The organism is Halorubrum lacusprofundi ATCC 49239 (genome assembly GCF_000022205.1).
Classification (GTDB): domain Archaea; phylum Halobacteriota; class Halobacteria; order Halobacteriales; family Haloferacaceae; genus Halorubrum; species Halorubrum lacusprofundi.
This window is the reverse complement of record NC_012029.1, coordinates 2,178,186-2,200,975: the sequence shown is the minus strand read 5'-3', so window position 1 is coordinate 2,200,975 and position 22,790 is coordinate 2,178,186. Positions and strand designations below refer to the sequence as shown.

22 protein-coding genes and 1 tRNA gene are annotated in these 22,790 nt (G+C 67.3%); 5 read left to right on the top strand and 18 right to left on the bottom strand.

From position 1 onward, the window contains the following. The first annotated feature begins 42 nt into the window (after positions 1-42). Positions 43-1,149: a 60S ribosomal export protein NMD3 gene (locus tag HLAC_RS11000; protein WP_015910913.1), complete on the top strand. Its 1,107-nt coding sequence runs from the start codon at positions 43-45 to the stop codon at positions 1,147-1,149. A gap of 425 nt (positions 1,150-1,574) precedes the next feature. Here the strand turns inward: HLAC_RS11000 and HLAC_RS10995 are convergent, their stop codons facing one another. Both HLAC_RS10995 and HLAC_RS10990 read right to left on the bottom strand, forming a co-directional pair. Continuing rightward, positions 1,575-1,766 (bottom strand): DUF7317 family protein, encoded by a 192-nt coding sequence (locus HLAC_RS10995; RefSeq protein WP_015910912.1) that lies wholly within the window; start codon positions 1,764-1,766, stop codon positions 1,575-1,577. Between the two features lie 379 nt (positions 1,767-2,145). Next, positions 2,146-4,071, bottom strand: coding sequence for a helicase C-terminal domain-containing protein (locus HLAC_RS10990; RefSeq protein ID WP_049933563.1), 1,926 nt, complete (start codon positions 4,069-4,071; stop codon positions 2,146-2,148). A gap of 134 nt (positions 4,072-4,205) precedes the next feature. Between HLAC_RS10990 and HLAC_RS10985 the strand changes: the two genes are divergently transcribed. After that, a complete protein-coding gene (locus HLAC_RS10985; protein ID WP_015910910.1) occupies positions 4,206-6,263 on the top strand; it encodes an AMP-dependent synthetase/ligase in 2,058 nt (685 codons plus the stop codon). A gap of 25 nt (positions 6,264-6,288) precedes the next feature. Here the strand turns inward: HLAC_RS10985 and HLAC_RS10980 are convergent, their stop codons facing one another. The 11 genes from HLAC_RS10980 to HLAC_RS10930 all read right to left on the bottom strand — a co-directional run bounded on the left by HLAC_RS10980 (position 6,289) and on the right by HLAC_RS10930 (position 16,277). Then, the gene (locus HLAC_RS10980; protein WP_049933562.1) at positions 6,289-6,480 is read right to left on the bottom strand and encodes a hypothetical protein; all 192 of its coding nucleotides are present in this window, start codon (positions 6,478-6,480) and stop codon (positions 6,289-6,291) included. A 93-nt stretch (positions 6,481-6,573) separates the two neighbouring features. Next, complete coding sequence (locus HLAC_RS10975) at positions 6,574-7,878, bottom strand: tRNA (N(6)-L-threonylcarbamoyladenosine(37)-C(2))-methylthiotransferase (RefSeq protein WP_015910908.1); 1,305 nt, start codon at positions 7,876-7,878, stop codon at positions 6,574-6,576. Positions 7,879-7,947: 69 nt separating this feature from the next. Beyond that, positions 7,948-8,265, bottom strand: a complete 318-nt coding sequence (locus HLAC_RS10970; protein ID WP_015910907.1) for a helix-turn-helix domain-containing protein — start codon at positions 8,263-8,265, stop codon at positions 7,948-7,950. Positions 8,266-8,626: 361 nt separating this feature from the next. After that, positions 8,627-9,496 carry a succinate--CoA ligase subunit alpha gene (gene sucD, locus HLAC_RS10965; protein WP_015910906.1) on the bottom strand — a complete coding sequence of 290 codons (870 nt, stop codon included), beginning with the start codon at positions 9,494-9,496 and terminating at the stop codon, positions 8,627-8,629. Continuing rightward, entirely contained in the window at positions 9,493-10,638 is a 1,146-nt protein-coding gene (sucC, locus tag HLAC_RS10960) for an ADP-forming succinate--CoA ligase subunit beta (RefSeq protein ID WP_015910905.1), read from the bottom strand. The genes sucD and sucC overlap by 4 nt, the downstream gene beginning before the upstream one ends. Positions 10,639-10,741: 103 nt before the next feature. After that, positions 10,742-11,248: an OsmC family protein gene (locus HLAC_RS10955; RefSeq protein ID WP_015910904.1), complete on the bottom strand. Its 507-nt coding sequence runs from the start codon at positions 11,246-11,248 to the stop codon at positions 10,742-10,744. Between the two features lie 83 nt (positions 11,249-11,331). After that, positions 11,332-12,741 (bottom strand): class II fumarate hydratase, encoded by a 1,410-nt coding sequence (locus HLAC_RS10950; protein ID WP_015910903.1) that lies wholly within the window; start codon positions 12,739-12,741, stop codon positions 11,332-11,334. A gap of 95 nt (positions 12,742-12,836) precedes the next feature. Further along, positions 12,837-13,181: an EamA family transporter gene (locus HLAC_RS10945; protein ID WP_237583040.1), complete on the bottom strand. Its 345-nt coding sequence runs from the start codon at positions 13,179-13,181 to the stop codon at positions 12,837-12,839. A gap of 79 nt (positions 13,182-13,260) precedes the next feature. Further along, the gene (locus tag HLAC_RS10940; protein ID WP_015910901.1) at positions 13,261-13,584 is read right to left on the bottom strand and encodes a BolA family protein; all 324 of its coding nucleotides are present in this window, start codon (positions 13,582-13,584) and stop codon (positions 13,261-13,263) included. A gap of 95 nt (positions 13,585-13,679) precedes the next feature. Further along, complete coding sequence (locus HLAC_RS10935; protein WP_015910900.1) at positions 13,680-14,819, bottom strand: DUF4382 domain-containing protein; 1,140 nt, start codon at positions 14,817-14,819, stop codon at positions 13,680-13,682. Positions 14,820-14,951: 132 nt separating this feature from the next. Then, positions 14,952-16,277, bottom strand: a complete 1,326-nt coding sequence (locus HLAC_RS10930; protein WP_015910899.1) for a 5'-deoxyadenosine deaminase — start codon at positions 16,275-16,277, stop codon at positions 14,952-14,954. A gap of 117 nt (positions 16,278-16,394) precedes the next feature. Between HLAC_RS10930 and HLAC_RS10925 the strand changes: the two genes are divergently transcribed. Then, a complete protein-coding gene (locus HLAC_RS10925) occupies positions 16,395-17,057 on the top strand; it encodes a non-canonical purine NTP pyrophosphatase (protein WP_015910898.1) in 663 nt (220 codons plus the stop codon). A gap of 52 nt (positions 17,058-17,109) precedes the next feature. On the opposite strand, the gene HLAC_RS10920 is transcribed toward HLAC_RS10925, so the two are convergent. The 3 genes from HLAC_RS10920 to HLAC_RS19320 form a co-directional block, all read right to left on the bottom strand. After that, positions 17,110-18,450, bottom strand: a complete 1,341-nt coding sequence (locus HLAC_RS10920) for an aminotransferase class III-fold pyridoxal phosphate-dependent enzyme (RefSeq protein ID WP_015910897.1) — start codon at positions 18,448-18,450, stop codon at positions 17,110-17,112. Between the two features lie 242 nt (positions 18,451-18,692). Then, positions 18,693-18,968 carry a PadR family transcriptional regulator gene (locus tag HLAC_RS10915; RefSeq protein WP_004046948.1) on the bottom strand — a complete coding sequence of 92 codons (276 nt, stop codon included), beginning with the start codon at positions 18,966-18,968 and terminating at the stop codon, positions 18,693-18,695. Between the two features lie 455 nt (positions 18,969-19,423). After that, positions 19,424-19,570: a hypothetical protein gene (locus HLAC_RS19320; protein ID WP_015910896.1), complete on the bottom strand. Its 147-nt coding sequence runs from the start codon at positions 19,568-19,570 to the stop codon at positions 19,424-19,426. Positions 19,571-19,761: 191 nt separating this feature from the next. On the opposite strand from HLAC_RS19320, the gene HLAC_RS10910 reads away from it, so the two are divergent. After that, positions 19,762-21,033 (top strand): S8 family peptidase, encoded by a 1,272-nt coding sequence (locus HLAC_RS10910; protein WP_015910895.1) that lies wholly within the window; start codon positions 19,762-19,764, stop codon positions 21,031-21,033. 128 nt (positions 21,034-21,161) lie between these two features. Here the strand turns inward: HLAC_RS10910 and HLAC_RS10905 are convergent. Both HLAC_RS10905 and HLAC_RS10900 read right to left on the bottom strand, forming a co-directional pair. Then, positions 21,162-21,233: transfer RNA gene (locus tag HLAC_RS10905), tRNA-Thr, on the bottom strand. A 94-nt stretch (positions 21,234-21,327) separates the two neighbouring features. Then, positions 21,328-21,993 (bottom strand): DUF7114 family protein, encoded by a 666-nt coding sequence (locus tag HLAC_RS10900; protein ID WP_015910894.1) that lies wholly within the window; start codon positions 21,991-21,993, stop codon positions 21,328-21,330. Positions 21,994-22,052: 59 nt separating this feature from the next. Here HLAC_RS10900 and HLAC_RS10895 point away from each other — a divergent pair, with 59 nt between their 5' ends. Continuing rightward, a complete protein-coding gene (locus HLAC_RS10895; RefSeq protein ID WP_015910893.1) occupies positions 22,053-22,748 on the top strand; it encodes an enoyl-CoA hydratase/isomerase family protein in 696 nt (231 codons plus the stop codon). Positions 22,749-22,790: the final 42 nt, after the last annotated feature.

The following is a 22,790-nucleotide window of genomic DNA, read 5'->3' as shown; positions in this document are numbered from 1 at the left end:
GGTCCGCGCCGCTTAAACGCCTCCTCGGCGTAGCCGCCGGTAATGAGCGAGTCGCGAGAGTTCTGTCCCCGGTGTGGCGACACCGTCCCGGAGCGGCGCGAGCCGCTTCCCGGCGACCCCGGCGGACGGGACGCGCTGCTGTGTGACGACTGCTACTTCGAGGACTTCGAGCTGGTCGACGCGCCCGACCGGATCGAGGTGCTGGTCTGTTCCGGCTGCGGCGCGGTCCGCCGCGGCGAGTCGTGGCGGGACGTGGGTGCACGCGACTACACCGACGTCGCCGTCGACGAGGTCGCGGAGGCGCTCGGGGTCCACGTCGACGCCGAAGACGTCGAGTGGGGCGTCGAGCCCGAGCAGGTCGACGAGAACAACGTCCGGATGCACTGCCGCTTCTCGGGGATCGTCCGCGGGACGCTCCGCTCCGCGGAGGTGACGGTCCCCGTGAAGATCTCACGAGGGACCTGCGACCGCTGCGGTCGGATCGCCGGCGGCTACTACGCCGGGATCGTGCAGGTGCGCGCGGACGAACGTGATCTGACGCCCGCGGAGCGCGCCGAGGCACTCGACATCGCCGAGACGTACGTCGCCGACCAGGAGGCCGACGGCGACCGCGAGGCGTTCATCACGGAGGTCAAAGAGACCGACGACGGGCCGGACATCAAGCTCTCCTCGAACCGGCTCGCGCAGAACGTCGCGACGCGGATCACGGAGGCGCTCGGCGGGAGCTTCGAGTCGTACCCGACGCTCGTCACCGAGGACGGCGACGGCAACGAGGTGTACCGGGTGACCTTTGCGGTCCGGCTCCCGCGCTACGCCGCGGGCGAGGTCATCGACCCCGAGGACGGCGACGGCCCCGTGCTCGTCACGAGCGTCTCCGGCCGGCTTCGGGGCGTCCGCCTCGTCACGGGTGCGGAGTACACCTCCGAGTTCGAGGACGCAGCGGCCCCCGACGCGACCCGGCTCGGGCGCCGGGACGACGCCGCGGAGACGACCGTGGTGACGGTGGAAGACGAGAACGCGATCCAGGTGCTCGACCCGGTCACCTACGAGGCGAAGACGGTCCCGAACCCGGACTTCGTCGACGGCGACGCCGACTCGGTGCTCGCGTTCGAACACGGCGGAAAGGTCCACCTCGTCCCCGAAGAGTAGTCCGTCGGGAGCGATGCGGTATTTAAAAGCCAGTGAGCGACTGCGACGCTCGCTTATAAAGAACTGGGCGATGGCGTCGCCGGCGCTACGCACCGGCTGCCAGAGAATCTTCGATTCTCGCTGGACGCGGTGAGCGCTCGGAGAGCGCGAACCGCGAGGCTGGAGAGGCGTGAGGTGTGGGATGGTGCTGTGCGGGGAGGGACTCAAAGGGGCAGCCGCGAAGTCGTCGATCGCTTATAAATGTCCGCCAGTAACCCACTCGATCACGGATAAACAACCACTCCGCCGATCTGCGTCACGTACTCCCGCTATCGATCCCGAAGAACCGTTCAGCGGCCAGCCGTTTCGAACGAAACGATGTCTGAAGAGTAGACTTCGACAGCGCCGAACGATCAAAAATCCGCACCACCGCGTGTCGCCGTCGATCAGTCGGCGCGGGCGGGCTGTTCGTTCCCGAGCGCGGCGGCGCGCTCCGAATCGGTCACCTCGATGCCGCGGCGCTCCAACTGCTCGACGAACTCCGCCTCGCTGAGGCCGGCCTGCGCGGCGGCCTGAGAGAGTGTCAGCGTTCGCGCACCGTACAGCGTCAGCGCGGTCGACAGCCCGTTCGTAGCCATACCTACAGTACCAACGTGATGGTTTATGAAGGTTACTAATTGATTGAGGTTCCTGATACACCTTATACGATATATATTGACAGTTGATCAGTCCGCGAGAATATAATGTGTTTCGGGTGGTCTCTCGATCGGTGAGCGGCGCCGGTCAGCGTCGACCGATATCGACTCGCGCCCGCAGGAGTTATCACGCTCTGCGGTCGTACGCGATGCATGGACAGATCACAGCTGTTCGCGCTGTTCTTCGCCTTCCTCATGGTCAGCTCCATGGTGGTATGGGGCGTCTCGTTCGCGTTCCTGTAAGCACCGAACGGAACCGGTCAGACGGTCGCGGTCCAGATCGAGGGCCGGTACCGCTTTCGACTCTCCTCGCCGACGGTCCCTAGCCGTCGCCCCAGATATCGGAGAGCGGGTGGTTCTCCCGGCGCTCGGCGTCCGCCTCCGAGCGCGTACGCGTCGTTCCGCCCCCGTCGTTCGTCCCGTCGGCCGTCTCCGCCTCGCCGGACGCGGTCGAGTCGCCCGCATGCGAGCCGCCGCCCTTGAGGCTCCCGCTTCCGCCCAAGCCGCTCCCGGCCGACCCTCCACCGAGGGCCGTTCCTCCACGACGGGCCGCCCGTGACGGACCGCTCGGCTCGGCGTCGATCCCGGCGAGCGCGGCGGTGGGATCGAAGTCGGGCAGCGTCGGCGTCGTCATCGCGTCGATCTGGTCGCGGAACCAGGGCGGGGTGTCGGCCTTCGCGCGGTCGAAGAGGTCTAACAGTGAGTCGTCCGCGAGGTACGTCGCGCCGTAGTCGTCGGGCGCGCGGACGACCCGCCCGCACGCCTGAATGACGGTCCGGAGCGCGGTCCGGTGGTACCACGCCCACTGGTCGTCGGCGAGTCGTCGAGCGACCCGAGAGTCGTTGGTGTTGCGGTACGGCGCCTTACACACCACTTGCCAGCGACAGAGGTCGCCTTTCAGATCGAGCGCCTCCTCCATCTTCACCGAGACGAACACCTCCGGATCGTCGCTCGCCTTCCACGCCGCCAGCTCCGCGTCCCGGTTCGCTCGGTCGTGCCGCCGGACTCGCGCGGCGACGCCGAACTCGCCGAGCAACTCGGTGAGCCGACCGGCGATGTCGTACGAGTGCGCGTGGATCAACCCCTTCTCGTCCGGGTGTTCTGCCATCAATCGGACGATCAGGCGGGCGATCTTCGGGACCGTCTCGTCGCGGTGTTCGTAGGTCATCGATCCCTGCGTCACGTCGTACAGTGGCCGGTGCGAGAGCGGGAACGTGTGCTCGACGTCGACGAGGGCGACGTTCGCGGGGTTGAGACCGACTCCGCGGCAGAACGCCTCCTTCGAGAGGATGGTGGCGGACAGCAGCGCGAATTTGTTCCCACGGTCCCACACGGTGTGTTGGAGGTAGCGGGCCGGGTCCAGCGGCTTGATCGCGAGCGCAGATCCCTCGCCGTCGGGCTGGTCGACGACCCACGTCGTCGGCGACTGCGAGTCGCGGTAGTCCTCTAAGAACCAGCCGAGCTCCGAGATAAGCTCCTGCAGGCGGTCCCGGCGTGCGACCTCCTCGCGGTCGAGCTCTGGCCGGCCGGTCAGCTCGTCTTTCGCCCGCTTGGCGGTGTCGCGAAGCGACGCGGCGAATCGGGCGGTGCGGTCGAGCGCATCCTCCTCGGGGCCGGCGTCGGCCGCCACGTCGGGGACGCCAACCTCGTCCCACACCGGCACGCGGCCGGGCGAGAGCTCGATCGTCGCGTACATCTCCGCCCACTCCGCGAGCCCGTGGGCCTCGTCGATCACGACCACGTCGCGCTTGCGGAACACCTCCGAGCCGGCGGTCCGCATGAAGTACGCGAGGGTCATGGCGGCGTAGCGGTTCCCGGAGGCGATGGCGCGGTCGGAGAAGTACGGACACCGGTGTTTCACGGAGCAGTCGAACCCCTGCTGACGGACGCAGGGGGCGCGGTTGACCGGCGTGTCGTGCTCGCCGGGGAGGATGCAGTCGTAGTTCGATTTTCCCCGAATGACCGCCAAGTCGTCGAGCAGGTCATCCGCCTCTACGTCGTCGATCTGCGACACCTGCGGGGTCGTGTAGTAGGCGCCGGTCGCCTCGCTCGGGGCCGTCTCGTCGACGGTGGCCGACGCGCCCATGATGGCCCGCGCGAGCAGGGACTTGCCGCTGCCGGTCGGCGCACGCACCAACACCACATCGTTGTCGGCGGCGAACGCGTCGCGGATGTCCGCGAGCGCCTGCTCCTGTGCCCCTCGAAAGCTCGGGGCGGGGAACTCGGCGGGGATCCGATCGGGGTCCACGACTGCCACTGGCGCGCTCGCGGAATTAAACCCTCGCTTGATGGCGGTCGGCTGCCGGCCGAACCGGCGACCGCGCCGCGAAGTAAACAGAGAACTACCGTATCGTTTATGAGGGTTCGGCGGAAGGTCGTGGTATGAACTGGCAAGAGGCGGAGCGGGAGTTCGCGGACGACGTGGTCGTCCGGGAGACGCTCCCGCGCATGTTCGAGCGGTCCGCCGAGCGCAACGCGGACCGGCTTGCCCAGCGGTACAAAGGCGGTATCTACGACCGCTCGCTGGTCTCTAGCGGGGTGCTCCCGCCCGCCTCGGAGGGCGAATACGCCGACGTGACCTACGCCGAGATGCGCGCAATCGTCCGGCGGCTCGCCGCCGGGTTCCGCGAACTCGGCGTCGACGACGACACCCGCGTCGCCCTATACGCGCAGACTCGGATGGAGTGGGCCCAGACCGACTTCGCCGTGCTGGCCGCGGGCGCGACGGTCACGACCGTGTACGCCTCCTCCTCGCCGAACCAGGTCCGCTACCTGATCGAGGACCCGGAGGCGACCGTCGTGGTCGCGGAGAATCGCGAGTTGCTCGACGAGGTGTTCGCGGTTGTCGACGACCTCGAACACGAACTCGACGCGATCGTGACGTTCGACGACGTGGACACGACCGACCTCGACGCGGAGATCGGTACCGATTCAGAGAACCTGTCCACCGACGACGTGTACACCCTCGGTGAGGTCCACGCCCTCGGCGACGAGGCGTTCGACGAGGACGCCTACCAGTCGTGGATCGACGCGGTCGACGTCGGAGATCTTGCGAGCCTCATCTACACCTCCGGGACCACGGGCCAGCCCAAGGGCGTCCGGCTCACTCACGCCAACTTCAGGGAGAACGTCTCGCAGTGTTACCGGCGCTTCGCGGATCGCCCGGACCGCGACAGCGACGTACCGGGGATCAGCGCCGAGTCGACGACGCTCTCGTTTCTCCCCCTCGCGCACGTCTTCGAGCGGATGGCGGGCCACTACATGATGTTCGCGGCGGGCGCGACCGTCGGCTACGCCGAGAGCCCCGACACCCTTCGGGAGGACTTCGGGCTGGTACGCCCGACGACGACCACGAGCGTCCCGCGCGTCTACGAGAAGCTGTACGACGCGATCCGCGAGCAGGCAGGCGAGTCTCCCGTGAAAGAGCGGATCTTCGAGTGGGCAGTCGGCGTGGGGAAGGCCCACCACGAGGCCGACGAACCGGGCGCCGTACTCAACGCCAAGTGCGCGGTCGCCGACCGGCTCGTCTTCTCGTCGGTTCGCGAGGCGATCGGCGGTAACATCGACTTCTTCATCTCCGGCGGCGGGTCGCTGTCGGCGGAGCTGTGCGCGCTGTACCACGCGATGGATCTGCCGATCCTGGAGGGGTACGGGCTGACGGAGACCTCCCCCGTCATCAGCGTCAACCCGCCCGAGGAGCCGAAGGTCGGCACCATCGGTCCGCCGGTGGTCGACACCGAGGTCGCGATCGACGGCGCGGTCGTCGGCGAGGAGGTCGCCGATCTGCCCGGCGACGTCGGCGAACTGCTGGTTCGCGGTCCACAGGTGACCGACGGCTACTGGAACCGCCCGGACGCGACCGCCGAGGCGTTCACCGACCCGGACCGGCTCCCGGAGGACGCGGTCGTGGCGGGCGACCCGCCCGAGGAGCGCGGCGGCGACCCGGACGACCCCTGGTTCCGCACCGGCGACATCGTCCAGCTCCGACCGGACGGGTACATCGCGTTCCGCGAGCGCGCCAAGCAGCTGCTCGTGCTCTCGACCGGGAAGAACGTCGCGCCCGGTCCGATCGAAGACCGGTTTGCCGCCAACGAGTTCGTCGAACAGTGCGTCGTGCTCGGCGACGGCCGGAAGTTCGTCTCCGCGCTGATCGTCCCGAACTTCGAGAAGCTGGCGGCGTGGGCCGACACCCGCGGGATCGATATCCCCGAGGACCCCACGGGGATCTGTCGCGACGACCGGGTCCGCGAGCGGATCCAAGTGGAGGTCGACCGCGTCAACGAGGAGTTCGAGTCGTACGAGCAGATCAAGCGGTTCCGGCTCGTCAAGGAGGAGTTCACCGAGGAGAACGACCTTCTCACCCCGACGATGAAAAAGAAGCGGCGTAACATCTTGGATCGGTTCGGCGACGAGATCGAGATCATTTACGAGGACGCGTAGCCGAAAACCGACGGCGGCGGCCGACTTATTCCCTCCACAGCTCGGTGCTCCCCAAACAGTAGAGGAACGCGATCCAGCCGAAAAGCAGCCCCGCGATGATGACCATGAAATCGGCCAACTTGGTGCCGAAGACCAGATCGTACCCGATGCCGACGGTCAGGAGAACTAACGAGACGGCCAGCAGCAGGTGACACCGCCGTTCGGCCTTTGGTTTCACATTTCTAACACTCGTGTGAGATATAAATAGATTCCGTCGAATTGACATTCCAGCCACCGATCGGAGGTGCATTCCGGCGTGCGCGGCGACAGCTTACGCCGACGACGGGGTCGACTCGGCGGGGTCCTCGTCGACGGGTCGACCGCCATCAGTCGGCTCGCCGAACGCGTAGACGGTGTTGTGACCGGTCACCTCCACCTCCAGGAAGTCACCCACTGCGACGCCGCGCTCCGCCGCGTTCTGGACGATAATTTGCCGGTAAGCGCCGTCGCGACACTTCACGGAGTCGCCGGTGCCCTCCTCGACGACGAGGACCTCGAAGGTCTCGCCGACCATCGACTCGTAGGCGTCGCCGACGACCTCCATCTTCAGCTCGGACATCGCCTTCGAGCGCTCCTTCTTGATCGTCCCGCCGAGCCCCTTCATGTCGGCGGCGTCGGTACCGGGGCGCTTCGAGAAGCGGGTGACGTTGATCTTCTCCGGGCGGACCTCGGCGAGCAGGTCCATCGAGCGCTCGTGGTCGGCCTCGGTCTCGGTCGGGAAGCCGACGATGAAGTCGGTCGACAGTGTCCAGTGGTCGAGCCGGTCGTCGAAGGTCTCCACGACCTCGCGGAACTTCTCGACGCGGTGCTGGCGGCGCATGTCTTCGAGTACGTCGTCGGAGCCGGACTGGACCGGTGCGTGGATGAAGTCGTACAGCTCCTCGTTGTCGGCGAACACCTCGGCCAGCTCCTCGTGGATGCCGTGGATACCGCCGGGGTTGGCCATCCCGAGTCGAACTCGGAAGTCACCGTCGATGTCGCAGATCCGGTCGAGCAGCTCCGGCAGCTTCCGATCGCCGTTGTCCCAGCCGTAGACCCCGGTGTCCTGTCCGGTCACCCGAATCTCCTTGGCGCCGGCGTGGACCAGCGCGCGGGCCTTCTCGACGTTCTCTTCGACAGTGGGAGAATCGACCCGACCGGTCGCGAACTTCGTGATACAGTACGAGCAGTTGCTCATGCAGCCGCGCGCGATGGGGAGGATACCGACGACGCCGTCTAAGACGGGCTCGGCGTCTGGGGTGACCGTCGGGCACTCGCCGTTGAGCACGTGCGAGGGCACCTCGTCCCAGTGGAGGATCTCGGCGTCGACGCCGGCCTCGCGGAAAGCGTCGCCCTGCGCGAGCGCCATGCAGCCGGTGACGACGAGCTCTGCGGTTACGTCTTCCAGCTCCTCGGCGCGCCGGAGCATGTTCCGCTCCGTTTTCTCGACGACCGTACAGGTGTTGAGGATGGCGACATCCGCGTCTTCGGGACCGTCGGCCGGGCGGTGGCCGCCGTCGCGTAGCGCCCGCTCTATCTCCCGGCTCTCGCCCCGGTTGGAACTACAGCCGTACGTTTCGATGTGATACGTCGCCATCGAGTGGGCTCACTACCGGTCGCGCGGGCAAAAACGCGACGGATCGGGGAGGGAGAAATTCTGGTGGCTTCAGTCCTCGGCGACCGCGGTCGCCGTCGGCGCCTCCGCGTCAGGCTCGGAGGCGGCCTCTGGCTCGGAGCCGGTCGACCGCTCCGACTCGGGGACGGGAGTGTACACTGACCGGCGCGCGTCCTTGGGGCAGAGCCCCTCCTCGACGAGCCCGACCTCGGTGAGTTTCTCGACCGCGAACCGGACGGTTCGGGTCGAGAGCCGGGTCTCCTCGGCGAGCCCGGTCTGGTCGAACCGGCCCTCCTCGTCGAGGACGTAGTAGACCAGTTTGGCGCTCGGCGGGAGCGGCTCGAGCAGCTCGCGGGTACCTTCGTCCATACCCGGTACACACGGTCGAGTCGACCATAACCGTGGCCCGGGTGTGCGCCGCCGCCGCACGTCCACGACCGTTTTATATATACCGTTCCGCACCGCGGTGGCACCCCGTCAACGGTCGGTCCAGAACTCGAACCACGCGCCGTCGACGACGAGCACCCGCCGCGATACCCCTCCGGCCGGCTTCGATCCCGAAAGGCGTCGACCGCCGGTCCGTCCCGATCGCCAGTGGGACCGGTATTCATCGCCACACCTGACTACGGGTAATTTCACTTTTCACACAGATGTCCGAAACTGAACCTAGAAATCTGAACGGTGGCACTGAAAGCGAGGCGGAAGCGGCGGGGTGAACCGCCCGGCCGTTCTACAGGAAGTCTTCGACGTGGTCGGCGACTTCCTCGGGGGTGTCGCCGACGGGGACGCCCGCGTCGTTGAGCGCGTCGATCTTCGACTGCGCCGTGCCCGTGCCGGAGCCGGAGACGATGGCGCCCGCGTGGCCCATGCGCTTGCCCGGCGGGGCCGTGCGACCGGCGATGAAGCCGGCGACCGGCGTGTCCATGTGCTCGCCGATGAAGCGGGCGGCCTGCTCTTCGTCCTCGCCGCCGATCTCGCCGCACATCACGACGGCATCGGTGTCGTCGTCGGCCTCGAACGCGTCGAGGGCGTCGATGAAGGAGGTGCCGATGATCGGGTCGCCGCCGATACCGATGGCGGTCGACTGGCCGAGCCCGCGCTCGGTGAGGTTGTCGACGACCTGGTACGTCAGGGTACCGGAGCGGGAGACGAGCCCGACGTTCCCGTCCGAGAAGATGTTGCCGGGGAGGATGCCGAGCTTCGCCTCGCCGGGGGTGATGATCCCGGGACAGTTGGGGCCGATGAGGCGGGTGTCAACCTCGCTCAGGCGCTTGTTTACCTTCGCCATGTCCTGCGTCGGGATCCCCTCGGTGATCGCGACCGCCAGATCGAGGTCCGTGTCGAGCGACTCGAAGATCGCGTCGGCGGCGAACGCCGGCGGCACGAAGATGACGGAGGCGTCCGCGTTCTCCGCCTCGACGGCCTCGTCGACGGTGTCGTAGACGGGGACGCCTTCGACCTCCTGACCGCCCTTGCCGGGCACCGCGCCGGCGACGACGTTGGTGCCGTACTCGATCATCTGGCCGGCGTGGAACTTGCCTTCCCCGCCGGTGATCCCCTGTACCACGACGCGCGTGTCGTCGTCGACGAAAATGCTCATTGGGTCACCTCCTCTGCGTTCTTCACCGCGCGCTGGACCGCGTCCTCAAGCGTCTCCTCGACTTCCACGAGATCCGTGTTCAGGATCTCCATCCCCTCCTCGGCGTTCGTGCCGGCGAGCCGGACGACCACCTTCTTGGGAATCTCGTCGAACTGCTCTAGGGCCTCGTTGATCCCCTTGGCGACCTCGTCGCCGCGAGTGATCCCGCCGAAGATGTTGAACACGACGGCATCGACGTTCTCGTCGGAGAAGACCATGTCGAGCGCCTTCGTGACGCGCTCGGCCTTCGCGCCGCCGCCGATGTCGAGGAAGTTGGCGGGCTTGCCGCCGTAGTAGTCGACCAGATCGAGGGTCGTCATCACGAGCCCGGCGCCGTTGCCGATGATGCCGACGTTCCCGGAGAGGCGGACGTAGTCGAAGCCGTACTCGCCGGCCTTCCGCTCTAAGTCGTCCTCGTAGGACTCCTCGGCCATCTCGGCGAGGTCGGGGTGGCGGAACAGCGCGTCCTCGTCGATGTTCATCACGGCGTCCGCGGCGATCACGTCGCGGTCGCTCGTGATCATCACGGGGTTGACCTCAATCTCCGAGGCGTCGTTCTCCTCGTAGAGGTCGTACAGCGTCGTGAGGATCGAGGCCACGTCCAGCGCCACGTCGGCGTCGACGCCGGCCTCGTAGACGACCTTGCGGGCCTGATACGGGTGGAGCCCGAACGCGGGGTCGACGTGCTCGCGCGCGATCGCGTCGGGGTTCTCCTCGGCGACCTCCTCGATGTTCACGCCGCCCTCGGTCGAGACCATCAGAACCGGCTGTCCCTCGCCCCGGTCCATCGTGACGCCGACGTACAGTTCGTCGACGAAGTCGACGCCCTGTTCGACGAGGATCTGATCGACGGTGTACCCCTTCAGATCCATCCCGAGGATCTCCTCGGCGTACTGCTCGGCCTCGTCGCGGTCGGTCGCGATCTTGATCCCGCCGGCCTTGCCGCGGCCGCCAACGTGGACCTGCGCCTTGATCGCGGCCGGGTAGCCGATCTCGTCGACCGCGTCGAGCGCCTCGTCGACGGTCGTCGCGAGCCGGGAGTCCGGTACCGGGATCCCGGCGTCGGCGAAGATAGTCTTCGCTTGATGTTCGTGTAGTTTCATCCGTTTTCAACCCGGGTCGACTGCGGCTTAAATGGTGCCGATTCGGCTCGCACGGCTGGCTGGCGTCGCTCGACGGACGCCGCCGAGTGCGGGGCGTGTTCCCTCAGTCGAACGTCCAGTTCGTCTCGACGTCCGGGGGATCCGCCAGCGTCTGGTAGACGACGCAGTACTTCTCGGTGTACTTCCGAAGCGCCGAGCGGGTGTCCTCGTCGATGTCGCCGTCGACGGTGACGTCGAGACGGAGGTCCTCGAACCCGACCGGAGCCTCGTCGTCGACGCCCATCGTCCCGCGGAGATCGAGGTCGCCGCTGGCGTCGACGCTGATGTCGGCGTCGACGCCGAAGCTCTCGGCGACGGCCTGTGCGGTCAACTGGGAGCAAGCGGCCAGCGCGCCCAGCAGGAGGTCGCCCGAGCAGGCGCCCCCGCCGGGGCCGCCGGCGCCCTCGTGTAACTCCGCCTCGTAGATCGCCCGACCGATGTCCACGCTACACGACCGAGCGTCGTCTTGCTCTTCTCCGGTCGCTGACAGCGTTATCTGGGCCGCCTCGGGGTTCTCGTCGTACTCTCTCTTCAGCGGTTCCTGATCGTCTTGCAAGTCACTCTCAGCCATGTGTGGCACTCACTCGCGTTCACAAAAAGTGTTCTGCCGACCTCGGTCGCTGGTCCCCTCTTGCCGTCTCCCTCTCGGCGTCCTCAGTCGTCGTCGCCGAGGATGACTCGGTGCGTCATCGCTTCGGGGTCGAGCACCTCGTCGGCCTCCTCCTCGGTGAGGTAGCCGGCGTCGACCGCGGCCTCGCGGACGCTCTTGCCCTCTTTGAGAGCCGTCTTCGCGACCTTCGAGGCCTTGTCGTAGCCGATCGCGGGGTTGAGTGCGGTCGCCAGCGCCATCGACTGCTCGACGCGCGTCTCGCAGTGCTCCTCGTTGGCTTCGAGTTTCGCGACGAAGCGCTCGCCGAACGTCGCCGCGGCGTTCGAGAGCAGCTCGGCGGACTCGAGGAAGTTGTGCGCGATGACGGGCTTGTAGAGGTTCAAGTCGATCTCGCCGCGCGCGGCGCCGGCGGAGATCGCGGCGTCGTTGCCGACGACCTGCTTGTGGACCTGATTGACCGACTCGGCGACGACCGGGTTGATTTTGCCGGGCATGATCGAGGAGCCGGGCTGGTTCTCGGGCTGTTCGATCTCGCCGAGGCCGTTTCGCGGGCCCGAGGCGAGCAGACGCAGGTCGTTGGCCATCTTGTTGAGGCTGCCCGCGATGGTGCGGAGCGCGCCGTGCGCTTCGGCCATGGCGTCGTGGGCGGCTTGCGCCTCGAAGTGGTTGTCGGCCTCGCGGAACTCGGTGCCTGTCTCGTCGGAGATGTACTCGGCGGCGAGCTCGGGGAAGTCGGGGTGCGTGTTGAGCCCGGTGCCGACGGCGGTGCCGCCCAAGGCGAGTTCGCGGAGGTTCGACTGGACGGTTTCGGCGCGCTCGATCCCCTTGGCGGTCTGGGTGCGGTAGCCGCTGAATTCCTGGCCGAGTCGGATCGGGGTGGCGTCCTGGAGGTGGGTGCGACCGGTTTTGACGACGCCGTCGAACTCGGTCTCCTTGGCTTCGAGTTCGGTGTGAAGGGTCTCAAGGGCAGGGACCAGGTCCTTCTCGACGGCTTCGAGCGCCGCGACGTGCATCGCGGTCGGGATCACGTCGTTGCTCGACTGGCCGTAGTTGACGTGGTCGTTCGGGTGGACGACGCGGTCGCCGATCTCCGCGCCCGCGATCTCGGCGGCGCGGTTGGCGATGACCTCGTTTGCGTTCATGTTCGAAGAGGTGCCGGAGCCTGTCTGGAACACGTCGACCGGGAACTGGTCGTCGTGGTCGCCGGCGATGACTTCGTCGGCGGCAGCGACGATCGCGTCGGCGGTGTCGTCATCGATGAGGCCCAGATCGCGGTTGGCCTGCGCGGCGGCCTTCTTGACGACGCCGAGCGCGCGGATGAACCGGCGGCTCATCGGGATCCCAGAGATGGGGAAGTTCTCGACGGCGCGCTGGGTCTGTGCGCCCCAGTAGGCGTCCGCCGGTACCTGCATCTCTCCGAGGCTGTCCTCCTCCGTGCGGTAGTCCTCACTCATACGTGCGCGTTCCCGCGAGACCGGGTAAAAGCTACTGGAAGCGGGCCGGGAGGGAGATCCGAACGGGTGCGAGCGCCGTCGGCTCCGCCGATCGCTCAGTACGCGATCAGCACGACCGCGACGACCGCGGCACCGATACCGGCGATGTCGGTGGCGGCGAGCGAGTCGCCGAGCACGACGACGCCGAGCGCCGCGGCCACGACGAAGTACATCGCCGTGATCGTCGTCGCGATCCCCGCCGCGCCGGCCTGCAGCGCCCCGTAGTACGCGACTGCGCCGATCCCGGAGGCGACGCCCGCGAGCGCCGCGATCCCGATCGCGGTCGGGTCGTTCCCGAGGACCGTCGTCCCCCGGTGGAGAACGTACAGTCCGGCGACGCCGATCCCGACCGTGTAGGAGACGATCATCGCCGCCTCCGGCGCCATCGAGCGCGTCGCCACGTCCGCCAACACCGCCCAGAACCCCTACGCGACCGCGCCGATCAGCGCGAGTCCGACGACGTGGTTCACCGGTCCGGCCTCACTCTCCCTCGATCGGGAACAACCCTGCTTCCCGGAGGTCGTCGTTGAGGGCCCCGTCGCCGTGTTCCGCGTAGTCTTCGGGGGTGTACGTCTTGATCTCTAAGGCGTGGACCGACCGAGTCATGTGGTCGCCGACGGCGTCGTACACGCGCTGGTGCTGGTCGACGAGCGACTCCCCCTCGAAGGCGGGCGAGACGACCCACGCCGCGAAGTGGGCGTCCTCGTCCTCGTCGTCGTGGACGCGCGGGGTCGTCACCCGGGCGACGGCATCCGGAATTCCGTCCTCGATGAGGTCTGCGATCTCCGCCGGATCGATGGTCATACGCTCTGTCGGGTCCGCCTCGTCAAAAATCGACCGCATGATCGGTGTGCTGTGCCGCGTTCGGCCCCCGCTCACGCTCCCGCTGTCAGTCTCGATCAGCTCTCGCTTACGTTCCCAGTGGCCGTTTCGTTTTCGGTGCCGCTCGACCCGTCGTCGGTCTCGCTTCCGCCGGTGGTCGATCCGTCGCTCTCGCCGCTGTCGTCGTCGCTGTCGTCGCTGTCGTCGTCGCTGTCGTCGCTGTCGTCGTCGTCTTCGCTGTCGTCGTCGTCTTCGTTGTCGTCGTCGCCCTCGTCGCCATCTTCATCATCTCCGTCGTCACCGTCCTCGTCGATTTCGTTCACATCGATATCTCGACCGGCAACCCCGCTCCCGGAGATCACGGGCTGGAGGATGTAGCCGTTGTTCGGACCACGCTTGACGACGTTGATGTCGAAGACGAAGCTGACGGGCTCGTCGGGCGTGACCTCGAAGTCGTTCGTGATCTGGAGCTTCTCGCTCGGGAGCTTCACGTCGACCTCCTCGCCGTCGACGATCCCCTCGATGTCGGTGACGGAGAGCTCGATCTTCTCGTAGCTTCCCGCCGAGATCTCGCCGTCGAACACGGCGATCGCGTCGTCCTCGATCACCTGTGTGAGATCGACCGTCGCACCGTCGAGTTCGACGACGGTGAAGCCGCGGTCGGACTCGTCGTCGTCGTCCGCTTCCTCGTCGTCGTCGTCCGCTTCCTCGTCGTCGTCGCCAGCGTCGTCCTCGTCCTCCACGTCCGCATCGTCTTCTTCGTCCGCGGTTCCGTTCGTGGGGTCATCCTCTTCGGTCTCGTTGCCGGTCTGATTGCTCTCGTCGTCTTCGTCGTCCGCATCCGCGTCGTCTTCCTCCTCTTCATCGGTCTCCTCCTCGTCGTCCGCCTCTTCGTCGTCGTCCGCCTCTTCGTCGTCGTCTCCTCCCTCATTCGCCTCGAAGATCCGAGCCTCGTCGAGAGTGACGTTCAGTTGGTCGAAGTCGCCGATGTCGGCCGGCGCGTCGCTAATGAGCAGTCTGAAGTTGCCGGTAAGCGTCTCCGATCCGTCCGACCCGTCGGACCCGTCGGACGAGGTGGCCCCCCCGTCTCCGGCGCAGCCCGCGAGCATCGTCGCGCTCACGCCCGCGCCGAGCGCCACGAACTCCCGTCGCCGGAAGCCGTCGGTGGAAGTGTCCTGTGAGCGGTCGTCGTCTGTCGTCCGCGATCGGTCCGTCATGGTGATTCACCGAACGCGCTCTGCACGGGTATATAAGGAAGATCCTCTATCCGAATTAGTGTGAATCAAGCCCGTTTTGCGGGGGTTCTTCTCGGTTCTTTATAAGTGGGCGGGCGATTGCTCCGTCGACGATTACGACTCGGCCGTGTCGATACCCGCTTCCTCGACGACCCGCTTCGCGTGGCGCGTGGCGCGCTCGCGGACCGCGTCGGCGTCGATCCCGACGTGCTCGCCGTCGTCGTACCGGATCCGGCCGTCGACCATGGTGAACACCACATCGTCGCCGTGGGCGGCGTACACCAGATGCGAGAGCGGGTCGTGAAGCGGGGTGGCGCGGGTGCGGTCGGTGGTGATCCCGATCACGTCGGCGCGCTGACCCTCCCGAAGGGTGCCGAGACGGTCGAAGCCGGCGGCGTGCGCCCCGTTCGTCGTCGCCATCTCCAACACCGTCGAGGCCGGGAGTCGAGTCGGGTCGCGGGCGTCGACCTTCCCCAGGAGGCTCGCCTGCCGCATCTCGGTGAACGGGTCGAGCGTGTTGTTGCAGGGCGGTCCGTCGTTGCCGAGCGCGACGGTGATTCCGCGGTCGAGGTAGTCCTGAACCGGAGCGATCCCGGACGCGAGCTTCATGTTCGACGAGGGGCAGTGGGTGACGACCGTGTCGGTCTCGGCGAGCACCTCGCGCTCGCGCTCGTCGGTGTGGACGCAGTGCGCGAGCGTCACGTCCGGCCCCGTCAGCCCGACCTCGTCGAGCCAGAGGACGTTCCGCTTCCCGGTGTCGGCCTCCACCGTTTCGATCTCGTCCTCGTTCTCGCTGGCGTGGGTGTGGATCGTCACCCCGTCGTGGCGGTCGACGAGGTCGCGACAGCCCCGCAAACACGCCTCCGAGCAGGTGACGGCAAACCGGGGTGTCACCGCGTACCGCACCCGGCCGTCGGCGGCGCCGTGATACTCCTCGATCAGCGCCTCGCTCTCGGCGAGCGCGGCGTCGGTGTCCTCCAGCAGCCCCTCGGGCGAGTCGCGGTCCATCAGCACCTTTCCGAGTCGTGCGCGGATCCCCGTCTCGATCGCGGCCTCGAACGCCTCCTCTGCGTGGTTGACGGAGAGGTGGTCGACGACCGTCGTCGTTCCCGATTCGAGGCATTCGAGGTATCCGAGTTCGGCGGCGGCCCGGGTCGCGCCGGCGTCCATCGCGGCCTCCATCGGGAGCACGGCGTCGAACAGCCAGTCGAGGAGGGCGGCGTCGTCGGCGATCCCGCGGCCGAGCGACTGCACCGAGTGCACGTGGCCGCCGACCAGCCCGGGGGCGACGATGTCGATATCGCGTCGCTCGTGGTCGGGGTACGCCTCGCGGAGGATCTCGGCGTCGCCGACCGCGGCGATCGTCTCGCCCTCGACGACGACGGCGCCGTCGGGGATCACGGTCTCGGGGTCGGCGATGACGGTTCCGGCGATCAGCATGTCCGTCCGTTCCTGACGGTCGGCTCTTAAGAGGGTGTTCGTTCAAGGCGGGCTTCCGAGAGCGGTGTGTCGCCCGCGACCGACGGCTATTCGTTCCGCCCACCCGCATCTGGATCCGTGCTCAGATACGTGACGACGAACCCCGGGAAGGTGCGCGAGGCGGAGCGCTACCTCCCGGACGGCTCGGTGGAGCGTCTCGACTTCGATTATCCGGAGATTCAGGCGGCGGAACTCGGACCGATCGCCGCGCAGGGCGCTCGCGAGGCGTACCGTCACGCCGGCGAGCCGGTTCTCGTCGACGACGCGGGAATGTTCGTCGAGGGGCTCGACGGGTTCCCCGGTCCCTACTCCTCGTACGTCGAGGAGACGCTGGGGATCGAGCGCGTTCACGACATCGCCGCCGACCTCGCCGACCGCCGCGCCGCGTTCCGGTGCGTGCTCGGCTACTGCGACGGCGACGGGTTCGCCGCGAGTCCGGACCCGGTCGACCGCGGGGACCGCGACGCGGCCGCGGCGGCGGGGCCGGACGGTGAGGGTGGACGGGACGGTGAAGACGGTGGAGTCGAGCGCGGCGATGTCGAGACACTCCCGGTCAAACTGTTCGAGGGGTACGTCCCCGGCCGGATCGTCGCGCCGCGCGGGGAGGGCGGGTTCGGCTACGACCCGATCTTCGAACACGACGGCGAGACGTTTGCCGAGATGGACACCGACCGGAAAAACGCCGTGTCGCACCGCGGTCGCGCGTTAGAGAAGTTCGCTGAGTGGTACGCGGACCGGTAAGTTCGCTGAGTGGTACACGGACCGCTAGGTCGTCGCGCGCGCGACTGTTCCACTACGCCGCGTCGGCGATCGCGCTCGTGAGGAGGTCGCAGCCGAGCTCGATCTCGCGTTCGGTGACGTCGAGCGGCGGGAGGACGCGGAGTACGTCGTGGCCGCACGCCAGCGTGAGCAGGCCCCGGGAGAACGCGCCTTTCTGGACCGCGTCGCGGCGCTCCTTCGAGTCGAACTCGACCGCGAGCAGCAGCCCCTTCCCGCGCACGTCGTCGACGCCCGGGAGGTCGGCGTCGCGCATCGTCTCTTTGAACTGTCGCCCTCGAACCGTGGCGTTGTCCATCAGGTCGTGCTCACGGATCGCGTCGAGCGTGAGCGCGCCCTGCGCGGAAGCGATGATGTCGCCCGCCCCCCACGTCGAGGAGAGCCGGCTCTTTTCCTCGGGAAACACGTCCGAGCGGGAGATCGTGGCGCCGACACGGAGTCCCTTCGCGCTGGTGATCACGTCGGGTTCGAGCGCGTAGTGGTCCGAGCCCCACATCTCGCCGGTGCGACCGACGCCCGACTGGATCTCGTCGGCGATCAGCGTGATGTCGTGTTCGTCGACCAAGGCGGCGATCTCGTCGGTGAACGCGTCGGAGGGGAACCGGTATCCCCCTTCCCCTTGGATCGGCTCTAAGATGAGGTACGCTACGTCGTCGGGGTCGATGTGACCGCGCTCGGGGTCGAGCTTGCGTCGGAGTTGCGACGCGCCGTCGACGAAGAAGCCGCACGAGCAGGTCTCGGCGGTGCAGTTCCGGTCGTCGCAGAAGGGTGCGTCGTGAATCCCGCTGATCTCCGGGAAATCGCGGCGATACACGGATTTCGAGCGGTTGAGCGAGAGCGCGCCGAGCGTCCGCCCGTGGAACGCGCCGTCGAACGTGATCGCGTGTTTGGCGCCGCCGGAGTCGTCGTACGCGATCTTGATCGCGTTCTCGACCGCCTCTGCCCCCGAGTTCGAGAGGAAGACGGTGTCCATGTCGTAGTGGGCGGTGATCTCAGTGAGCCGTTCCATCAACCCGGACGAACCCGGAAGCCCGTCGCCGGGCGACTCGCCGCCGGCGACGTAGAAGTCCTGGCCCGCGATCTTCAGCGGGTCGACGAGGTCGAACTCCGCGAGCGGCTCCATAATCTTCGGGTTGTTGTACCCCAGCGGCGCGGCGGCGACGTGGCTCGTGAAGTCCATGAGGACGTTGCCGTCGACGTCGGTGCAGAACGGTCCTTCGGCGGGCGCGGTGCGGTCCCAGACGAACTCGTAGACGTACGTGCTCGGCGCGGCCGACTCGTGGTGGTACTCCACCCACTCTCGTGCGCGGTCGCCCGGGAGGTCAGTCACGTCGGGCGCGGCGGTATCGCGATCCATGCGGTCGTGTGGCACCCCGAGAGAATAAAGTACAGGCGTCCTCGATCGAGTTGGAGAAACGTCCAACTCTCGATGCGGAGCGCCCAGACGCGGACAAAAGACGGACGAAACGGGCTGGCCGAACGAGGGGAAGAGTTGAAAAAGGCGCGCGACTCCAGCGGAGAAGAGAACCGGAGACGGAAAAGTGGTAGAGGCGAGGACCAATCGCTATGGACCGTCGATCCGTCGGCGGGATCGATCGATCAGTGGTCGACGTACTGCGCTTCCCACTCGGTCCGCGCGTCGATCTCGCGTCGACCGCGACGGGTCAGCGTGTAGTAGTTCGTACGCCGGTCGCGTTGGCCCTTCTCGACGAGCCCCTTCTCGACGAGCGTGTCGAGGTTGGGATAGAGTCGGCCGTGGTGGATCTCCTTTTCGTAGTAGTCTTCGAGCTCCTCCTTGATGGCGAGTCCGTGGGGCTCGTCTAAGCCGGCGATCACGTAGAGCAGGTCACGCTGGAAACCTGTGAGGTCGTACATGCAACGGTTCGTACATACCCATCCTGAATAAATAAATATACCGTTATAAGAGACGCCTATCCTTCTGTCACCCCGCGTAATCCGTGGATATCACGGGATCAGTTGTGTCAGCGGATCAACTATCTCTCGGATCCCGTCGTCGTCGAGCCGCAGCAAACTCATTCCGGCCCTCTGATACGTGCAGCGGATCGAGCGGCCAACGGACGGCGTCAAGAGCGTCGATCAAACGCCTGAAGCGCCCTTCGACGATCTCCGAGCGACTCGATCTTGTCGAACGCGCCGACGGCGACGACGCTGTCGCTCTTCGATGTTGTCATCAGGTCGGAAAGAGGCACGCCCGACGCGGAAAAAAGCCGCGTCGGGCCTGCCGTTGGTCCCCGCTGACGCTTCGGCCCTCCAGACGAAGCGTCACCTGTTTGTAGAGGGTACCGACTGATAAACCTAACGAGCGCGCGCTACATGTGTTCTTCTTCTAACACCCAGCCGAGCGCGCGCTTGTAGTGGGTGAACAGTTCCTCGACACCGCGGTGGTGCATCTCTTCGTCGTCCAACTGCTCGCGGAGGAACTCGTACTGCTCGCGAACCTCGTCTTCGGAGCGCATGAGCGCGGGTACGGTCCGTGCCGGGATAGTGTTTGGCCGAGATCGGTGTGCACGAGGAGCGAGAATGCGGTGGCGGCGCATCGCTCTCTCGCCGTGAGTGGCGCCGACCACGCTCTCCGAGCGTGCGGTTGCCTGGGGTTACGCTTCCGTAGGCTGCGCATAGCAAAGCGCTCTCGTGGTGTCGCTCTCCCATGACAGAGCCAGCCTACACCCGTCGTGGCGTGCTCCGAACGATCGGGAGTGGATCCGCGGTCGGATCGCTCGCGACGCTCGGGACCGGAACGGGCGCGGCGACGCGAACCGCCGACGAAACCGTGACCGTCAACGTTGGATACGCGTCGGAGAGCGGCCGGAGCGCCGCGCTGTCTCGCGCGTCGGCGGTGGACCACGAGTTCGGCTTCGACGCGCTCACAGCCCAGATGCCCGAGTCGGAGACCGACGCGCTGGCGGCCCAACGCGAGATCCGGTACGTCGAGGAGGACCGCGCTCTCGGCGGTATCGTTACGCCGCGGAGGCAACCCCGCCGTCAGGTCGACGGACAGCGCGTCCCGTACGGCGTCGCCGTGACGGGGGCCGACGTGGCCGCGGAACACGGCTACACCGGTAGCGGAGCGAACGTCGCGGTACTCGACACCGGTATCGACAGCACGCACCCCGACCTCGCGACGAACCGGGGGAGAGGGGCCGCGTTCGTCCCGAGCGTCAGCGACATCGAGGAGTTCGACTTCCCGGCCGGCCAGGACGACGACATCCTCGTCTCGCACGGCACGCACGTCGCCGGCGTGGTCGGCGCGAACGACAACGACACCGGTATCGTCGGTGTCAGTCCCGCGGCGACTCTCCACGCCGTGAAAGTCCTTATCGGCGTGCTCGGCGGCGGCTCGGCGGCCGGCATCGCGGCGGGCGTGGAGTTCGTGGCTGATCAGGGATGGGATGTCGCAAACCTCAGCTTAGGGGAGACCGGACGGGTCGACGTGCTCGCGGACGCGGTAGCGGACGCCTACGAGCGCGGAGTCCTCCTCGTGGCGGCGGCCGGAAACGATGGCCTCCTCGAAAACGACCCGCCCGCGAGTGACGGAGAATCGGCGGTTTCCTACCCGGCGGCCTTCGAGGAAGTCATCGCCGTTGGCGCGACCGACCGGAACGACGACCTCGCGGCGTTCTCCTCGGTCGGTCCGGAGGTCGAACTCGCCGCCCCCGGCACGGACGTGCTGTCCACGGCCCTGCCGATCAACATCTACTCGAACGTGGAGGAGCCGTTCAACCGCTACATCGAACTGTCTGGGACCTCTTTCGCGGCCCCACACGTCGCCGGCGCGGGCGCACTGTTAATGAGCGATGTCGGCCTCTCGAACGTTGAGGCCCGCGAGCGTCTCCGGGAGACCGCGGCCGACGTGGGCCTGCGCGAGGACGAACAGGGCTACGGCCGCCTCGACGTCGCGGCCGCACTCGGTGTCGAGTGAGCCACACGAGGTGAGACGCCGTAGACGCCCCGAATCCGAGAGTTGGCGATACCGGCCGTTCTTGAGACGATTCTCACCGATGGTGGATTTGGAGATAGGTCGCTCTCGAAGCGTTGTATCGCAAAGGAAGCCTAGGCCGAGATTTGAACTCGGGGTCTCGTCCTTACCAAGGACGCGCTTTACCGCTAAGCTACCCAGGCGCAATCAATCGTTGACCGGATTCGACTTTATGGGTTTCGATTCGGGGGCGTCCCGACACAGAGACACACACCACTCCACTGCCGTCGGGCGACCTCACCGATCGGTCGCACTCACGGCGCGATCGGAGATGTCGGCGATCCGGTCGGCGGTCGTCTCGGGGAGCGCGCGGCCCGGCGGCGGAAACTCGCCGTCGTAGTCGGCCGCCAGATCGCGGGCGTACGTCAACAGCTCTTCGGGCGGGTCGCCGCCGACCGCGGTGGTGCCGGCGACGACGGCGAGTTCGAGAGCGTCGATCTCCAGGTTCCGGTCGAGCGCGGTCGCCGCGGCGGGGTCGGTCCCCTCGCGCTCTCGGAGCGTCTGGTCGCGGCCGAACGCGCGCACGACCTCGACCGCGGCTGCGGCGGCGTCGGTGCATGCAAGTAGGGCGAATCCACGCGCGACGAGCACGTCAGCAGTGAGCACGTCCATGTCGGCGTCGATGTCCGACTCCTGCGTGGCCGCGGTCACCCACGGCTCCTCGTGGGCCACCGACCGGGTAAGCCGGAGCCCTTCGTAGATGAGCTGCACGCCGGCTGCCCGATCGACCACCGTGTCAGGATCGACCGTGGGGTCGACCGCCCGAGCGGTGACTAGTACCAGCACGCCGGGGGTCACGGCGGCGTTCGCGATCCGGTCTTCGAGGGCCTCACGCAGCTGATCGGGCTCGACGTCGGCGAGCGCCTCACACGCGGCGTCACGCGCTCGCGCGGCATCGTCCATTATGTATTGGTAGTCGATCGAGGGGCAAAGACCTTTGGAAACGAACGGGATACGCGGACGTGATCCGCACCCGAGACGACGACGCGGTCCGCGTGGTGACGATCGACCGACCGGCGCACCGGAACGCCCTCCGGCCCGAGGACCTGACCGCGCTTCGCACGGCTGTCACCGATACCGACGCGCCGGTGACGTACCTCTGCGGTGCCGGCGAGGCGTTCTGTGCCGGCGCCGACCTCGATGTCGTCGCCAACCTCGACGATCCGGCATTGTTCGCCCGCGCGGGCCAGCGGACGGCCGCGGCGATCGCGGACGCGGAGACGGTCGTGGTCTGCGGGATTGACGGCGCGGCTCGCGGCGGCGGCGTCGAGCTTGCGCTCGCGGCGGACCTCCGGGTGGCCACGCCCGCCGCGACGTTCGCGGAGCCGGGCGTCGAGTTCGGGCTGTTCGGCGCGTGGGGCGGAACCGTCCGCCTCCCGCGGGTGATGCGCGAGGGAGACGCGCTCGACTTCGCACTGTCGGGGCGCGTGCTCGACGCCGACGAGGCGCTTCGGACCGGGCTCGTCTCTCGGGTCGTCGACGACCCGCGATCGGTCGCGGACGCGATCGCGAGCGGCGAGCCGGACGCGCTCCACGTGATCAAACGCCGGATACGTGACCGGCGCGAGGACGAGACGCAGGAGCGCGCGGAGGCGACCGCGTTCGCCGACCTCGTGCGTACATACGCCGACGACATCGCGGCAGAGCGCCGGAGGTGAGTCGAGTCGGTCGGATGTGACAGATTTAAGTAACCCTCCATC

Excerpts from the sequence above, each read along its gene's own strand:
- HLAC_RS10995 (WP_015910912.1), bottom strand. The coding sequence starts at position 1,766 with ATGGCTACGAACGGGCTGTCGACCGCGCTGACGCTGTACGGTGCGCGA.
- HLAC_RS10955 (WP_015910904.1), bottom strand. The coding sequence starts at position 11,248 with ATGGCTGAGAGTGACTTGCAAGACGATCAGGAACCGCTGAAGAGAGAG.
- HLAC_RS10970 (WP_015910907.1), bottom strand. The coding sequence starts at position 8,265 with ATGGACGAAGGTACCCGCGAGCTGCTCGAGCCGCTCCCGCCGAGCGCC.
- HLAC_RS10935 (WP_015910900.1), bottom strand. The coding sequence starts at position 14,819 with ATGACGGACCGATCGCGGACGACAGACGACGACCGCTCACAGGACACT.
- HLAC_RS10975 (WP_015910908.1), bottom strand. The coding sequence starts at position 7,878 with ATGGCGACGTATCACATCGAAACGTACGGCTGTAGTTCCAACCGGGGC.
- HLAC_RS10910 (WP_015910895.1), top strand. The coding sequence starts at position 19,762 with ATGACAGAGCCAGCCTACACCCGTCGTGGCGTGCTCCGAACGATCGGG.
- HLAC_RS10930 (WP_015910899.1), bottom strand. The coding sequence starts at position 16,277 with ATGCTGATCGCCGGAACCGTCATCGCCGACCCCGAGACCGTGATCCCC.
- HLAC_RS10915 (WP_004046948.1), bottom strand. The coding sequence starts at position 18,968 with ATGTACGACCTCACAGGTTTCCAGCGTGACCTGCTCTACGTGATCGCC.
- HLAC_RS19320 (WP_015910896.1), bottom strand. The coding sequence starts at position 19,570 with ATGCGCTCCGAAGACGAGGTTCGCGAGCAGTACGAGTTCCTCCGCGAG.
- HLAC_RS10950 (WP_015910903.1), bottom strand. The coding sequence starts at position 12,741 with ATGAGTGAGGACTACCGCACGGAGGAGGACAGCCTCGGAGAGATGCAG.
- sucD (WP_015910906.1), bottom strand. The coding sequence starts at position 9,496 with ATGAGCATTTTCGTCGACGACGACACGCGCGTCGTGGTACAGGGGATC.
- HLAC_RS10900 (WP_015910894.1), bottom strand. The coding sequence starts at position 21,993 with ATGGACGATGCCGCGCGAGCGCGTGACGCCGCGTGTGAGGCGCTCGCC.
- sucC (WP_015910905.1), bottom strand. The coding sequence starts at position 10,638 with ATGAAACTACACGAACATCAAGCGAAGACTATCTTCGCCGACGCCGGG.
- HLAC_RS11000 (WP_015910913.1), top strand. The coding sequence starts at position 43 with ATGAGCGAGTCGCGAGAGTTCTGTCCCCGGTGTGGCGACACCGTCCCG.
- HLAC_RS10940 (WP_015910901.1), bottom strand. The coding sequence starts at position 13,584 with ATGACCATCGATCCGGCGGAGATCGCAGACCTCATCGAGGACGGAATT.
- HLAC_RS10985 (WP_015910910.1), top strand. The coding sequence starts at position 4,206 with ATGAACTGGCAAGAGGCGGAGCGGGAGTTCGCGGACGACGTGGTCGTC.
- HLAC_RS10920 (WP_015910897.1), bottom strand. The coding sequence starts at position 18,450 with ATGGATCGCGATACCGCCGCGCCCGACGTGACTGACCTCCCGGGCGAC.